The following is a 13,523-nucleotide window of genomic DNA, read 5'->3' on the forward strand; positions in this document are numbered from 1 at the left end:
GATTTGCGTGGGGGAGGTGCGTACCGCTTCCTTGAGGTGTTGCGGATGCTTTACCATACTGGGTTCTTATCGAACCCGTTAAATGGATGTCTCATGTTCAAGCGTCGTTATGCAGCGCTGTTGCCTGCGCTTATTCTGCTGTCTGCCTGTAGTAGCAAACCTAAGACCGAAGCCGTTCAGCAAACGGCGGGCGCGCCTTCCGGAGGATTCCTGCTGGAGCCGCAGCACAATATGATGCAGATGGGCGGCGACTTCGCGAATAACCCGGCGGCCGAGCAGTTCATCGATAAAATGGTGAGCAAACACGGCTTTGACAGACAGCAGCTGCACGAAATTTTGTCTCAGGCCAAGCGTCTGGACTACGTGCTGCGCCTGATGGACAGGCAGGCGCCGACGGCTCAGGTGCCGAGCGGGCCAAACGGCGCGTGGCTGCGCTATCGCAAACAGTTTATTACCCCGGACAACGTGCAAAACGGCGTGGTGTTCTGGAATCAGTATGAAGATGCGCTCAACCGCGCGTGGCAGGTGTACGGCGTACCGCCTGAAATCATTGTCGGGATTATTGGCGTGGAAACCCGCTGGGGCCGCGTGATGGGTAAAACCCGCATCCTGGATGCGCTGGCGACGCTCTCCTTTAACTACCCGCGCCGCGCGGAGTATTTCTCTTCCGAGCTGGAAACCTTCCTGCTGATGGCGCGCAACGAGCAGGACGATCCGCTCGATCTGAAAGGGTCGTTTGCCGGCGCGATGGGCTACGGCCAGTTTATGCCGTCGTCCTATAAACAGTATGCCGTCGACTTTAACGGAGATGGTCACATCAACCTGTGGGATCCGGTGGATGCCATCGGCAGCGTGGCGAACTACTTCAAAGCGCACGGCTGGGTGCCGGGCGGCCAGGTGGCGGTGCAGGCGAACGGTCAGGCGCCGGGGCTGGAAAATGGCTTCAAAACCAACTACAGCATTTCGCAGCTGACCGCGGCAGGCTTAACGCCAACGCAGCCGCTGGGTAATGCGCAACAGGCGAGCCTGCTGCGTCTGGATGTCGGAACGGGCTATCAGTACTGGTACGGCCTGCCGAACTTCTACACCATTACCCGCTATAACCACAGCACTCACTATGCGATGGCCGTATGGCAGCTGGGGCTGGCTGTATCCCAGGCCCGCGTGCCGGCGGCGTCACCGTTTAGTCAGTAAGCTGCTCCGACGGGTAGGCCGGGTAAGGCAACGCCGCCACCCGGCATGGCTGCGCGCACGGTGCGGCCTGATGCCCCTCACCCTGACCCTCTCCCACGGGAGAGGGAAGTTTTGCAGAAACATTTCGCCACACTCCCTTTTAAACCCTCCATTTACATCTTAACCGTCTTTTATTATTGTTATGTTATAACATTTAATGCGGTGTCGACATGTCAACGTCCCTTTTTTCTCTGTCTGCTCTGGTCCGGCTTTTGCTGGCGCTGGTGCTTGTTGTCTTTATCGGGCTGGCCGTGCGCTGGGCGGTGGCATTGCCATGATCGTGATGAATGAACTGGTCGCGGGTTATGAACGCCTGCCCGTTACGCGACCCCTCTCGGGCACGATTGAGCGCGGAAGCATGACCGCCATTATCGGCGCTAACGGCTGCGGGAAATCCACGCTGCTGAAAACGCTGGCGGGATTTATCCCGCCCGTCAGCGGTGGCTTCCGCTGGCAGGGTAAGCGTCCGGTAATCGGCTGGCTGGCACAGCGTCACGCGCTGGAGGCGCAGTTTCCGCTGACCGTGCAGGACGTCGTAAGCATGGGCTGCTGGCCGGGCATTTCGCTTTTCTCCGGGTTTCGTCGCGAAACGCGGCTGCGCATTGCCAGTGCGCTTGAGCGCGTTGGGCTGGCATCCATGGCGTTATCCACCATCGATGAGCTCTCCGGCGGCCAGTTCCAGCGCATGCTGTTTGCTCGCGTCCTGGTGCAGCAGGCGCCGCTGGTGATGCTGGATGAACCCTTTACCGGGGTCGATGAGGCCACCTGCAACGTGCTGATGGATGTGATGCTGGAGATGTATATGCAGGGGCAAACGCTGCTCGCGGTACTGCACGACAGCGAGCGCGTGTCGCGCCATTTCCCGCAGACGTTGCGGCTGGATGCTGACGTTCCCCAGTGGAAAACCGAGCGGGTGAGGGTGGCATGATCTGGCATCTCTTTTTTCAGCCGTTTATTGAGTACGGCTTTATGCGTCGCGCGCTGGTGGTTTGCCTGGCGCTCTCCGTCAGCACTACCGCGCTTGGCGTGTTTCTTCAGCTGCGCCGGATGAGCCTGATGGGCGATGCTCTTTCTCACGCCATTTTACCGGGTGTTGCCGTGGGCTATTTGCTCAGCGGCATGTCGCTGCTGGCGATGAGTATCGGCGGTTTTATCGCGGGAATTACCGTGGCGCTGCTGGCCGGCCTGGTCAGTCGCCGCACGCCGCTGAAAGAAGATGCCAGCTTTGCCGGGTTTTATCTTGGCTCACTGGCGCTGGGGGTCACGCTGGTGTCGCTTCGCGGGTCGAATGTCGATCTGCTGCATCTGCTGTTTGGCTCCATCCTCGCCGTGGACAACGACGCCGCGCTGTTTGTCACGGGCGTGTGTATGTTCACCCTTATCGTGCTGGCAATGTTTTATCGCGGACTGGTTACCGAAGCGTTTGACACCGCCTGGCTACAGGTGAACGCCCGCTGTCTGCCCGGCCTGCTGCACGGACTGTTTCTGGCGCTGCTGGTCCTTAACCTGGTGGCCGGTTTTCAGGTGCTCGGCACGCTGATGGCCGTCGGGCTGATGATGCTGCCGGCCGTGGCGGCACGATGCTGGGTACGCACGCTACCGGCGTTACTCCTGATGGCGGGTATCAGCGGTATTTTCTGCGCATGGCTGGGGCTGAGCCTTTCCTGGGCGATGAGTCTACCGGCCGGGCCATCCATTGTGCTCACCGCCAGCGCGCTGTTCTTTATTTCCATTTTATTGGGTACGCGAAGCAGGCTCGCTGGCAGTCTGCGGGCGTATTTTTAACGCAAGGGGAAACGATGAAACGTACAGGATTAGTAGTGGCACTCGCGCTGGGGATGATGTCGCACGGCGTGATGGCGAAAACGCTGAATGTGGTCACCAGCTTTTCGATACTGGGGGACATCACCCAGGAGGTGGGCGGTGACCATGTGAAGGTGACGACGCTGGTCGGGCCGGACGGCGATCCGCATACCTTCGAACCGTCGCCGAAAGACAGCGCGGCGCTGAGCAAGGCCGATGTGGTGGTAGTGAACGGCCTGGGGCTGGAGGGCTGGCTTGACCGTCTGGTGAAAGCCTCCGGGTTCAAAGGACAGCTGGTCGTCGCCTCAACCGGGGTGAAAACCCACACGCTTGAGGAAGATGGAAAGACCGTGACCGATCCGCACGCGTGGAACAGCGCGGCGAACGGGGCGCTGTATGCGCAAAATATTCTGAACGGGCTGGTGAAAGCCGATCCGCAGGACAAAACCGCGCTGGAAGCCTCCGGTAAACCCTATATCACGCAGCTTAACCAGCTGGATAGCTGGGCTAAAACGCGTTTTAGCGCGATCCCGAAGGATAAGCGCAAGGTCCTGACCAGCCATGATGCGTTCGGCTATTTCAGCCGCGCCTACGGCGTGACGTTTATGGCGCCGCAGGGGCTGTCGTCTGAGAGCGAAGCCAGCGCGGCGCAGGTGGCTGAGATTATCAATCAGATCAAAGCCGACGGCGTAAAAACCTGGTTTATGGAAAATCAGCTCGATCCGCGTCTGGTTAAACAGATTGCGTCGGCGACGGGCGCGCAGCCTGGGGGCGAACTTTATCCGGAAGCGTTGTCGGCAAAAGGCGGGGTGGCAGACACCTACGTTAAGGCGTTTCGCCACAATGTGAACACTCTCGCTGACAGCATGAAATAACCTTTCCACCGCCGGTGCGTCCGTACCGGCTTTTTTCTGAAGCCCCCTCGTAAAACCTGAAGTGCATCCCCACATCTGACGAGAAAGTGCTATCTTGTGCAGCACGTTTTTCTGATGCCTGGAGCGAGAATGACTGATCATGAATTGATGCAGCTTAGCGAGATAGTGGGCCTTGCGCTGAAGCAGCGTGGCGCGACAATCACCACTGCGGAGTCCTGCACCGGCGGCTGGGTGGCGAAAGCGATTACCGATATTGCCGGCAGTTCCGCCTGGTTTGAACGCGGTTTTGTGACCTACAGTAACGAAGCTAAAGCACAGATGATTGGCGTGCGCGAATCCACACTGGAACAGCACGGCGCGGTCAGCGAACCGGTAGTGATCGAGATGGCCATTGGTGCGCTCAAAGCGGCGCGTGCAGATTACGCGATTTCCATTAGCGGCATTGCGGGCCCGGACGGCGGCAGCGACGTGAAGCCTGTTGGCACCGTCTGGTTTGGGTTCGCCACGTCCAAAGGGGAAGGGATCACCCGTCGGGAGTGCTTCAGCGGCGATCGCGAAAGCGTGCGTCGTCAGGCAACCGTTTATGCGTTAAAAACGCTCTGGCAACAATTTCTACAAAACACTTGATACTGTATGACCATACAGTATAATTGCACCAACAGAACAGAAATCCACGGTGAAGCACAGTCGCTTCTCCCGGCATGACAGGAGTAATAATGGCTATCGACGAAAACAAACAGAAAGCGTTGGCGGCAGCACTGGGCCAGATCGAAAAGCAATTCGGTAAAGGCTCCATCATGCGCCTGGGTGAAGACCGTTCCATGGATGTGGAAACCATCTCCACCGGTTCGCTTTCTCTGGATATCGCGCTGGGCGCTGGCGGTCTGCCTATGGGCCGTATCGTAGAAATCTACGGGCCAGAGTCCTCCGGTAAAACCACCCTGACGCTGCAGGTGATTGCCGCGGCACAGCGCGAAGGTAAAACCTGTGCGTTTATCGATGCCGAGCACGCGCTGGACCCTGTTTATGCCCGCAAACTGGGTGTAGATATCGACAACCTGCTGTGTTCTCAGCCGGACACCGGTGAGCAGGCGCTGGAAATTTGTGACGCGCTGGCGCGTTCTGGTGCCGTTGACGTTATCGTGGTCGACTCCGTTGCCGCACTGACGCCAAAAGCCGAAATCGAAGGTGAAATCGGCGACTCTCACATGGGTCTCGCGGCACGTATGATGAGCCAGGCGATGCGTAAGCTGGCCGGTAACCTGAAGCAGTCCAACACGCTGCTGATCTTCATCAACCAGATCCGTATGAAAATTGGTGTGATGTTCGGTAACCCGGAAACCACGACCGGGGGTAACGCACTGAAATTCTACGCCTCTGTCCGTCTGGATATCCGTCGTATCGGCGCGGTGAAAGAGGGCGAGAACGTGGTGGGTAGCGAAACCCGCGTGAAGGTTGTGAAGAACAAAATCGCTGCGCCGTTCAAGCAGGCCGAGTTCCAGATCCTCTACGGCGAAGGTATTAACTTCTTCGGTGAGCTGGTTGACCTGGGCGTGAAAGAGAAGCTGATTGAAAAAGCGGGCGCCTGGTACAGCTACAACGGTGACAAGATTGGTCAGGGTAAAGCGAATGCCATCTCCTGGCTGAAAGAGAACCCGGCTGCGGCGAAAGAGATCGAGAAGAAGGTACGTGAGCTTCTGCTGAACAACCAGGACTCCACGCCAGATTTCGCGGTTGATAGCGCGGATGCTGAAGAAACTAACGAAGACTTTTAATTCTTTCGTTTAACAATGAAGGGCTGCTGATGCGGCCCTTTTTGCATTTCTGAATCAGCAGGTTTTTTATGAGTGAACCGACAACACGTCGACCCGCGTATGCACGCCTACTGGATCGCGCGGTGCGCATCCTGGCCGTTCGTGACCACAGTGAACAGGAGCTGCGGCGAAAACTGTCGGCACCGGTGATGAGTAAAAACGGCCCGGAAGAGATTGATGCCACCGCGGAAGATTATGACCGCGTCATCGCATGGTGCTATGAGCATCGCTATCTTGATGACGAGCGTTTTGCCTCGCGGTTTCTCGCCAGCCGTGGCCGCAAGGGATACGGGCCCGCGCGCATCCGGCAGGAGCTAAACCAGAAAGGGGTAGCCCGGGAGTCCATCGAAAAAGCGATGCGCGAATGCGACGTTGACTGGTGCGAGCTGGCAAAAGAGCAGGCCATTCGTAAGTACGGCGAACCGCTGCCGCGTGAATTTTCAGAAAAAGTCAAAATCCAGCGCTTTTTGCTCTACCGCGGCTTTCTGATGGAAGATATTCAGGATATCTGGCGTAATTTTGCCGATTGAACGCATGCGGGATTTTACTTCCCACTAAAGAAAACTTATCTTATTCCCACTTTTTCCAGTAGCTGGTCTGTCCAACGGTTTACCGATACAGGCTGGCTACGACATTTCGTTAGCTTGATTTCAGGATAATTATGAGCAAGAGCACCGCTGAGATCCGTCAGGCGTTTCTCGATTTTTTCCATAGTAAGGGACACCAGGTTGTTGCCAGCAGCTCCCTGGTACCGAACAACGATCCGACTCTGCTGTTTACCAACGCCGGGATGAACCAGTTCAAGGATGTGTTCCTTGGTCTCGACAAGCGTAATTATTCCCGCGCCACAACCTCACAGCGTTGCGTGCGTGCGGGCGGTAAACACAACGACCTGGAAAACGTCGGTTACACCGCGCGTCACCACACTTTCTTCGAAATGCTGGGTAACTTCAGCTTCGGCGACTACTTCAAACACGATGCCATTCAATATGCGTGGGAACTGCTGACCGGTGAAAACTGGTTCAACCTGCCGAAAGAGCGTCTGTGGGTTACCGTCTATGAAACCGATGACGAAGCCTACGAAATCTGGGAAAAAGAAGTCGGGATCCCGCGCGAGCGTATTATTCGCATCGGTGATAACAAAGGCGCGCCATACGCGTCTGACAACTTCTGGCAGATGGGTGATACCGGTCCTTGCGGCCCGTGCACCGAGATCTTCTACGATCACGGCGACCATATCTGGGGCGGCCCTCCAGGCAGCCCGGAAGAAGACGGCGATCGCTACATTGAGATCTGGAACATCGTCTTCATGCAGTTTAACCGTCAGGCCGACGGTACGATGGAGCCGCTGCCGAAACCTTCCGTTGATACCGGTATGGGTCTGGAGCGTATTGCTGCGGTTCTGCAGCACGTTAACTCCAACTACGAGATTGACCTGTTCAGCATCCTGATCAAAGCCGTTGCCGAAGTGACCGGTGCGACCGATCTGAACAACAAATCGCTGCGCGTTATCGCAGACCACATTCGTTCCTGCGCGTTCCTGATTGCCGACGGCGTTATCCCGTCGAATGAAAACCGTGGCTACGTGCTGCGTCGTATCATTCGTCGTGCCATCCGTCACGGCAACATGCTGGGCGCGAAGGACACCTTCTTCTATAAACTCGTTGGGCCACTGATTGGCGTGATGGGTGCTGCCGGTGATGAGCTGAAACGCCAGCAGGCGCAGGTAGAGCAGGTTCTGAAAACCGAAGAAGAGCAGTTTGCGCGTACGCTGGAGCGCGGTCTGGCGCTGCTGGACGAAGAGCTGGCGAAACTTAAGGGCGACACGCTGGATGGCGAAACCGCTTTCCGCCTGTACGACACCTACGGCTTCCCGGTTGACCTGACGGCGGACGTTTGCCGCGAGCGCAACATCAAAGTTGACGAAGCGGGCTTCGAAGCCGCGATGGAAGAGCAGCGCCGTCGTGCGCGTGAATCCAGCGGTTTTGGTGCGGACTACAACGCGATGATCCGCGTTGATAGCGCGTCAGAATTCAAAGGTTATGAGGCGCTGGAACTGACCGGCAAAGTGACCGCCCTGTTTGTTGACGGTAAAGCCGTAGAGAGCATCAGCGCGGGTCAGGATGCGGTGGTCATTCTGGACAAAACGCCTTTCTATGCGGAATCCGGCGGTCAGGTTGGCGATAAAGGCGAACTGAAAGGTAATGGTTTCAGCTTCAGCGTCAGCGACACCCAGAAATACGGTCAGGCGATTGGTCACCAGGGCAAACTGGTTTCCGGTTCTCTGAAAGTGGGCGAGGGCGTCCAGGCTAACGTGGATGAAGCTCGCCGCGCGCGCATTCGTCTGAACCACTCTGCAACCCACCTGATGCACGCTGCCCTGCGCGACGTACTCGGTACTCACGTTGCACAGAAAGGTTCTCTGGTTAACGACAAAGTGCTGCGTTTCGACTTCTCGCATTTTGAAGCGATGAAACCGTCTGAAATCCGCGCGGTGGAAGATCTGGTGAACGCGCAGATCCGTCGCAACCTGCCAATCGAGACCCATATCATGGATCTCGAGGACGCGAAGAAAAAAGGTGCGATGGCGCTGTTTGGTGAGAAATACGACGAGCGCGTTCGCGTGCTGAGCATGGGCGACTTCTCTACCGAGCTGTGCGGCGGTACGCACGCCTCGCGCACCGGTGATATCGGCCTGTTCCGCATTGTTTCCGAGTCGGGTACGGCGGCAGGTGTGCGTCGTATTGAAGCGGTGACCGGTGAAGGTGCGATTGCCAGCCTGCATGCGCAGAGCGATCAGCTGCACGACATCGCGCAGCTGCTGAAAGGCGATAGCCAGAACCTGGGCGAGAAAGTGCGCGTTGCGCTGGATCGCACGCGTCAGCTGGAAAAAGAGCTGCAGCAGCTGAAAGAGCAGGCTGCGGCGCAGGAGAGTGCAAACCTCTCCAGCAAGGCTGTAGACATTAAGGGCGTCAAACTGCTGGTCAGCGATCTGGCGGGCGTTGAGCCTAAGATGCTGCGTACTATGGTCGACGATCTCAAGAACCAGCTTGGTTCTACCGTTATCGTGCTGGCGACAGTGGCAGAAGGTAAGGTTTCTCTGATTGCGGGCGTCTCTAAGGATGTGACCGACCGCGTCAAAGCAGGGGAACTGATTGGTATGGTCGCTCAGCAGGTGGGCGGCAAGGGTGGCGGTCGTCCGGACATGGCGCAAGCCGGTGGTACGGATGCGGCGGCACTTCCTGCGGCATTAGCCAGCGTTGAAAGCTGGGTAAGCGCGAAACTGTAATAACTACAAAGCACAAGCAGACGCCATAGCGGTAACGTTATGGCGTCTTGTTCACTGTGCTATCGATAACGATAAAGTCAGGTTGAGTTTGTGTATATCGGCTAAACTTACGTTTAACAGAATGTGATGCCGTGACTGCTTACACTTTACGTGTTTGTCATCGCTTACTTTTTGGCGTTATATGATGGATAATGCCGGGATACAAGAGACCCGACTCTTTTAATCTTTCAAGGAGCAAAGAATGCTGATTCTGACTCGTCGAGTTGGTGAGACCCTCATGATTGGGGATGAGGTCACCGTGACAGTTTTAGGGGTAAAGGGTAACCAGGTACGTATTGGTGTTAACGCTCCTAAAGAAGTATCTGTCCACCGTGAAGAGATCTACCAGCGTATCCAGGCTGAAAAATCCCAGCAGTCCAGTTACTGATATTGTCGCGTCTCGCTGTCGGGCGAGACGCAACCCTCCTGTCATTTTTCCTGCTCAACGTTACCGTTTAATTTCAAACGCTCTCTTTTTAACCACTCCGTTACCCTAAACTCGCTCTTACGCCGCCATTTCTGCATAGGTTTTCTGTGAAGATGCCTGCAAAATCCGCTTATAAAACACCCTCTTTGCGGCTTTTACATGCGAATTGCGTGTGATTTGTGCAAACGATAAAAGCTTTTGGAAAATTGTTTGACTTATAAGTCCCAGAAAGTAATATATGCGCCACGCAGCGACGAGAAGCTCTTAACGAGTAACTCGAAGCACTCGAAAGAGGCGTTGTGTGGTGAGGTGGCCGAGAGGCTGAAGGCGCTCCCCTGCTAAGGGAGTATGCGGTCAAAAGCTGCATCCGGGGTTCGAATCCCCGCCTCACCGCCATTTTGCATCCGTAGCTCAGCTGGATAGAGTACTCGGCTACGAACCGAGCGGTCGGAGGTTCGAATCCTCCCGGATGCACCATATTCTTTTGGATAACAGCGATGCTGTTGTTTTAAGGTCTGCGAGTTAATCGCAAGCACCAGGGAGGATAACGTTGCTTTAGCAACGGCCCGCAGGGCGAGGCGTAAGCCGAGTAATCCTCCCGGATGCACCATCTTCTCCTTCTTTGTTTATTCCTTCGACGTTCCGTCAGCAATCACACTCTCTGTCAGCGACAAAAACCACCATTTACGATAAAGTAATGCTTTGTTAATCGGTTAGTGAGAGCACGATGTACGCACAGTATGACGGTTTGATCTTCGATATGGATGGTACCCTTCTGGATACCGAACTCACGCATCGTCAAGCCTGGACCGACGTCCTGGGCCGCTACGGTATGCGTTTCGACCTTCAGGCGATGATCGCCCTCAATGGCTCCCCAACCTGGCGTATTGCACAGGCCGTGATTGAACTGAATCAGGCCGATCTCGACCCGCACCTGCTCGCACGCGAAAAAACCGATGCGGTAAAAGCCATGCTCTTAGATACCGTACGTCCTTTGCCGCTGATTGATGTGGTAAAAGAGTGGCACGGGCGTCGCCCGATGTCGGTAGGAACGGGCAGCGAAAGCGCGATTGCAGAGGCATTACTCAACCATCTTGGCCTGCGCCACTATTTTTCTGCCGTGGTCGCCGCCGATCATGTTAAACATCACAAGCCCGCACCGGACACCTTCCTGCTCTGCGCAGAATTAATGGGCGTCCCTGCGGCAAAATGTGTTGTGTTTGAAGATGCCGATTTTGGTATCCAGGCCGCGCGTGATGCCGGAATGGATGCGGTGGATGTGCGCTTACTGTGAGTGACGCACTGTCACTCGCCTCATTATTCGCCAGCAGTTTTTTAAGCGCCACGCTGTTACCGGGCAATTCGGAAGTGGTGCTGGTGGCGATGCTGTTGTCCGGCGTGAGTCAGCCCTGGCTGCTTGTATTAATAGCAACAATGGGTAATAGCCTTGGAGGGCTGACTAACGTTATTCTTGGGCGTTTCTTTCCGCTGCGCGAAAAATCGCGCTGGCAGGAAAAGGCAGTCGGCTGGCTAAAACGCTATGGCGCTGCCACGCTGTTATTAAGCTGGATGCCTGTAATAGGCGATTTACTGTGTCTGCTGGCGGGATGGATGCGCATCTCCTGGGGACCGGTGCTCTTTTTTTTGTGCCTTGGCAAGGCGTTGCGCTATGTTCTCGTGGCGTGGGCAACACTACAGGGTATGACGTGGTGGCACTAATTGGTGGAATGAATACGCGACCTTCAATCGTCAACCATTACAATTATGCTGAGTAACATTACTTTGACAGGCGGGAGGTCAATTTGATCCCGGACGTATCTCAGGCGCTGGCCTGGCTGGAAAACCACCCTCAGGTATTGAAGGGTATTCAGCGTGGTCTTGAGCGTGAAACGCTGCGCGTTAACGCGGACGGCAGTTTAGCGACGACGGGTCACCCGAAGGCGTTAGGCTCGGCGCTGACACATAAATGGATCACAACCGATTTCGCTGAAGCGCTGCTGGAGTTCATCACCCCAGTAGAGGGTGATATTGATCATATGCTGACGATCATGCGCGATATCCATCGCTACACCGCGCGCAACATGGGCGACGAACGTATGTGGCCCCTCAGCATGCCGTGCTATATCGAGCAGGGGCAGGAGATTGAGCTGGCGCAGTATGGCACGTCAAATATTGGTCGGCTGAAAACGCTCTACCGTGAGGGGCTGAAAAACCGCTACGGCGCGTTGATGCAGACCATCTCTGGCGTGCACTACAACTTCTCGTTGCCGATGGCTTTCTGGGAAGCGAAATGTGGTGAAACGGATAAAGACGCGATCTCTGAAGGCTACTTCCGCCTGATCCGCAACTACTACCGTTTCGGCTGGGTGATCCCGTATCTGTTTGGTGCCTCCCCGGCGATCTGTTCTTCGTTCCTGCAGGGGAAACCGACCACGCTGCCGTTCGAGAAGACCGACTGCGGAATGTACTATCTCCCGTACGCCACCTCTCTGCGCCTGAGCGATCTCGGTTATACCAATAAATCGCAAAGCAATCTCGGTATTACGTTTAACGAATTGCACGAATATGTGGCAGGATTGAAGCGGGCGATCAAAACCCCGTCGGAAGAGTACGAGAAAATCGGCCTCGAAAAAGACGGCAAGCGCCTGCAAATCAACAGCAATGTGCTGCAGATTGAAAACGAGCTGTATGCGCCTATTCGTCCTAAGCGCGTGACGCGCAGCGGCGAAACCCCATCGGATGCGCTGCAGCGCGGCGGGATTGAATACATTGAAGTGCGCTCGCTGGATATCAACCCGTTCTCACCGATTGGCGTTGATGAACAGCAGATTCGCTTCCTGGATCTGTTTATGGTCTGGTGCGTGCTGGCGGATGCGCCGGAAATGAGTTCAGACGAACTGCTCTGTACCCGTACAAACTGGAACCGCGTGATTCTGGAAGGGCGTAAACCGGGTCTGACGCTGGGTATCGGCTGCGAAGCGGCACAGTTCCCGTTGACGAAAGTCGGCAAAGATCTGTTCCGCGATCTGAAGCGTGTTGCCCGGACGATGGACAGCATCGACGGCGGGGACGCGTATCAACAGATTTGCGACCAGCTGGTGGAATGTTTTGATAATCCGGAACTGACGTTCTCAGCACGCATTCTGCGTTCTATGATTGATCAGGGCATCGGTGGTACGGGGCGTTCACTCTCGGCGGAGTACCGTGAGATGCTGATCCAGGAGCCGTTAGAAATCCTGAGCGAAGCAGATTTTGTAGCGGAACGCGATGCGTCCGTTGTGCGTCAGAAAGAGGTTGAAGCGGCGGATACCGAGTCGTTTGAGGCGTTTCTGGCGAAGCAGGCTTAAGCAGAAAAGAAAAAGGCCACATCGCTGTGGCCAAAATATACATCTCTGAATTCAGGGATGATGATAACAAATGCGCGTCTTTCATATACTCAGACGCGCATTCTGTAGAAGAGTTCAGTTTATTTTAAAAAAAATCACTATCGGAGGTGACGTATGCCGTTATTAGATAGCTTTACTGTCGACCATACCCGTATGGAAGCACCTGCAGTCCGCGTGGCGAAGACCATGCACACCCCGCACGGCGACACGATCACCGTCTTCGATCTGCGTTTCTGCGTGCCAAACAAAGAAGTGATGCCGGAGAAAGGCATTCATACGCTGGAACACCTGTTCGCCGGCTTCATGCGTGACCACCTGAACGGCAACGGCGTTGAGATCATCGATATCTCTCCGATGGGCTGCCGTACCGGTTTCTACATGAGCCTGATTGGCGTGCCTGATGAGAAGCGCGTCGCGGATGCCTGGAAAGCGGCGATGCAGGACGTGCTGAAGGTGAAAGAGCAGAACCAGATCCCTGAGCTGAACGTTTACCAGTGCGGTACCTATCAGATGCACTCTCTGGAAGAAGCGCAGGAGATCGCGCGCCACATCATCGAGCGTGATGTTCGCGTGAACAGCAACGAAGAGCTGGCCCTGCCGAAAGAAAAACTGCAGGAACTGCACATCTAGTGCACCTTTTCCCTCTCCCTCAGGGAG

Annotated in this window: 13 protein-coding genes and 2 tRNA genes; all 15 read left to right on the forward strand. The window is 55.7% G+C overall.

The window, feature by feature from the left end; all coding sequences use genetic code 11:
• Positions 1 to 93: 93 nt before the first annotated feature.
• The 15 genes from mltB (at position 94) to luxS (ending at position 13,496) form a co-directional block, all read left to right on the forward strand.
• Positions 94 to 1,194 carry a lytic murein transglycosylase B gene (gene mltB / locus AC0TOY_RS18295; protein WP_193388032.1) on the forward strand — a complete coding sequence of 367 codons (1,101 nt, stop codon included), beginning with the start codon at positions 94 to 96 and terminating at the stop codon, positions 1,192 to 1,194.
• A gap of 313 nt (positions 1,195 to 1,507) precedes the next feature.
• Positions 1,508 to 2,161, forward strand: a complete 654-nt coding sequence (locus AC0TOY_RS18300; RefSeq protein ID WP_048991903.1) for a metal ABC transporter ATP-binding protein — start codon at positions 1,508 to 1,510, stop codon at positions 2,159 to 2,161.
• A complete protein-coding gene (locus AC0TOY_RS18305) occupies positions 2,158 to 3,018 on the forward strand; it encodes a metal ABC transporter permease (protein ID WP_473722300.1) in 861 nt (286 codons plus the stop codon). Before AC0TOY_RS18300 ends, AC0TOY_RS18305 begins: the two co-directional genes overlap by 4 nt.
• A gap of 14 nt (positions 3,019 to 3,032) precedes the next feature.
• Positions 3,033 to 3,911, forward strand: a complete 879-nt coding sequence (locus AC0TOY_RS18310) for a metal ABC transporter substrate-binding protein (RefSeq protein WP_024907700.1) — start codon at positions 3,033 to 3,035, stop codon at positions 3,909 to 3,911.
• A 129-nt stretch (positions 3,912 to 4,040) separates the two neighbouring features.
• On the forward strand, positions 4,041 to 4,538 hold the full coding sequence (gene pncC / locus AC0TOY_RS18315; protein ID WP_024907699.1) for a nicotinamide-nucleotide amidase: 498 nt from the start codon (positions 4,041 to 4,043) through the stop codon (positions 4,536 to 4,538).
• A gap of 89 nt (positions 4,539 to 4,627) precedes the next feature.
• Positions 4,628 to 5,686, forward strand: a complete 1,059-nt coding sequence (gene recA, locus AC0TOY_RS18320; protein WP_024907698.1) for a recombinase RecA — start codon at positions 4,628 to 4,630, stop codon at positions 5,684 to 5,686.
• A 68-nt stretch (positions 5,687 to 5,754) separates the two neighbouring features.
• Positions 5,755 to 6,255 carry a recombination regulator RecX gene (gene recX, locus AC0TOY_RS18325; protein WP_473702240.1) on the forward strand — a complete coding sequence of 167 codons (501 nt, stop codon included), beginning with the start codon at positions 5,755 to 5,757 and terminating at the stop codon, positions 6,253 to 6,255.
• Positions 6,256 to 6,386: 131 nt separating this feature from the next.
• Positions 6,387 to 9,014: an alanine--tRNA ligase gene (gene alaS / locus AC0TOY_RS18330; protein ID WP_473722302.1), complete on the forward strand. Its 2,628-nt coding sequence runs from the start codon at positions 6,387 to 6,389 to the stop codon at positions 9,012 to 9,014.
• 241 nt (positions 9,015 to 9,255) lie between these two features.
• Positions 9,256 to 9,441 carry a carbon storage regulator CsrA gene (gene csrA, locus AC0TOY_RS18335; protein WP_000906486.1) on the forward strand — a complete coding sequence of 62 codons (186 nt, stop codon included), beginning with the start codon at positions 9,256 to 9,258 and terminating at the stop codon, positions 9,439 to 9,441.
• Positions 9,442 to 9,783: 342 nt separating this feature from the next.
• Positions 9,784 to 9,876 (forward strand) — tRNA-Ser (locus AC0TOY_RS18340).
• Positions 9,877 to 9,880: 4 nt separating this feature from the next.
• Positions 9,881 to 9,957 (forward strand) — tRNA-Arg (locus AC0TOY_RS18345).
• 250 nt (positions 9,958 to 10,207) lie between these two features.
• Complete coding sequence (gene yqaB, locus AC0TOY_RS18350; RefSeq protein WP_473722304.1) at positions 10,208 to 10,774, forward strand: fructose-1-phosphate/6-phosphogluconate phosphatase; 567 nt, start codon at positions 10,208 to 10,210, stop codon at positions 10,772 to 10,774.
• On the forward strand, positions 10,771 to 11,199 hold the full coding sequence (locus AC0TOY_RS18355) for a YqaA family protein (RefSeq protein ID WP_008499541.1): 429 nt from the start codon (positions 10,771 to 10,773) through the stop codon (positions 11,197 to 11,199). Before yqaB ends, AC0TOY_RS18355 begins: the two co-directional genes overlap by 4 nt.
• A gap of 83 nt (positions 11,200 to 11,282) precedes the next feature.
• A complete protein-coding gene (gene gshA / locus AC0TOY_RS18360) occupies positions 11,283 to 12,827 on the forward strand; it encodes a glutamate--cysteine ligase (protein WP_473722305.1) in 1,545 nt (514 codons plus the stop codon).
• Between the two features lie 153 nt (positions 12,828 to 12,980).
• Positions 12,981 to 13,496 carry an S-ribosylhomocysteine lyase gene (luxS, locus tag AC0TOY_RS18365; RefSeq protein ID WP_024907693.1) on the forward strand — a complete coding sequence of 172 codons (516 nt, stop codon included), beginning with the start codon at positions 12,981 to 12,983 and terminating at the stop codon, positions 13,494 to 13,496.
• Positions 13,497 to 13,523: the final 27 nt, after the last annotated feature.

It is taken from the genome of Enterobacter sp. PL_is379 (assembly GCF_055817355.1).

What these genes read in the sequence shown, in the direction of transcription:
- mltB (WP_193388032.1), top strand. Translation starts at nt 94, where the DNA reads ATGTTCAAGCGTCGTTATGCAGCGCTGTTGCCTGCGCTTATTCTGCTG.
- AC0TOY_RS18300 (WP_048991903.1), top strand. Translation starts at nt 1,508, where the DNA reads ATGATCGTGATGAATGAACTGGTCGCGGGTTATGAACGCCTGCCCGTT.
- AC0TOY_RS18305 (WP_473722300.1), top strand. Translation starts at nt 2,158, where the DNA reads ATGATCTGGCATCTCTTTTTTCAGCCGTTTATTGAGTACGGCTTTATG.
- AC0TOY_RS18310 (WP_024907700.1), top strand. Translation starts at nt 3,033, where the DNA reads ATGAAACGTACAGGATTAGTAGTGGCACTCGCGCTGGGGATGATGTCG.
- pncC (WP_024907699.1), top strand. Translation starts at nt 4,041, where the DNA reads ATGACTGATCATGAATTGATGCAGCTTAGCGAGATAGTGGGCCTTGCG.
- recA (WP_024907698.1), top strand. Translation starts at nt 4,628, where the DNA reads ATGGCTATCGACGAAAACAAACAGAAAGCGTTGGCGGCAGCACTGGGC.
- recX (WP_473702240.1), top strand. Translation starts at nt 5,755, where the DNA reads ATGAGTGAACCGACAACACGTCGACCCGCGTATGCACGCCTACTGGAT.
- alaS (WP_473722302.1), top strand. Translation starts at nt 6,387, where the DNA reads ATGAGCAAGAGCACCGCTGAGATCCGTCAGGCGTTTCTCGATTTTTTC.
- csrA (WP_000906486.1), top strand. Translation starts at nt 9,256, where the DNA reads ATGCTGATTCTGACTCGTCGAGTTGGTGAGACCCTCATGATTGGGGAT.
- yqaB (WP_473722304.1), top strand. Translation starts at nt 10,208, where the DNA reads ATGTACGCACAGTATGACGGTTTGATCTTCGATATGGATGGTACCCTT.
- luxS (WP_024907693.1), top strand. Translation starts at nt 12,981, where the DNA reads ATGCCGTTATTAGATAGCTTTACTGTCGACCATACCCGTATGGAAGCA.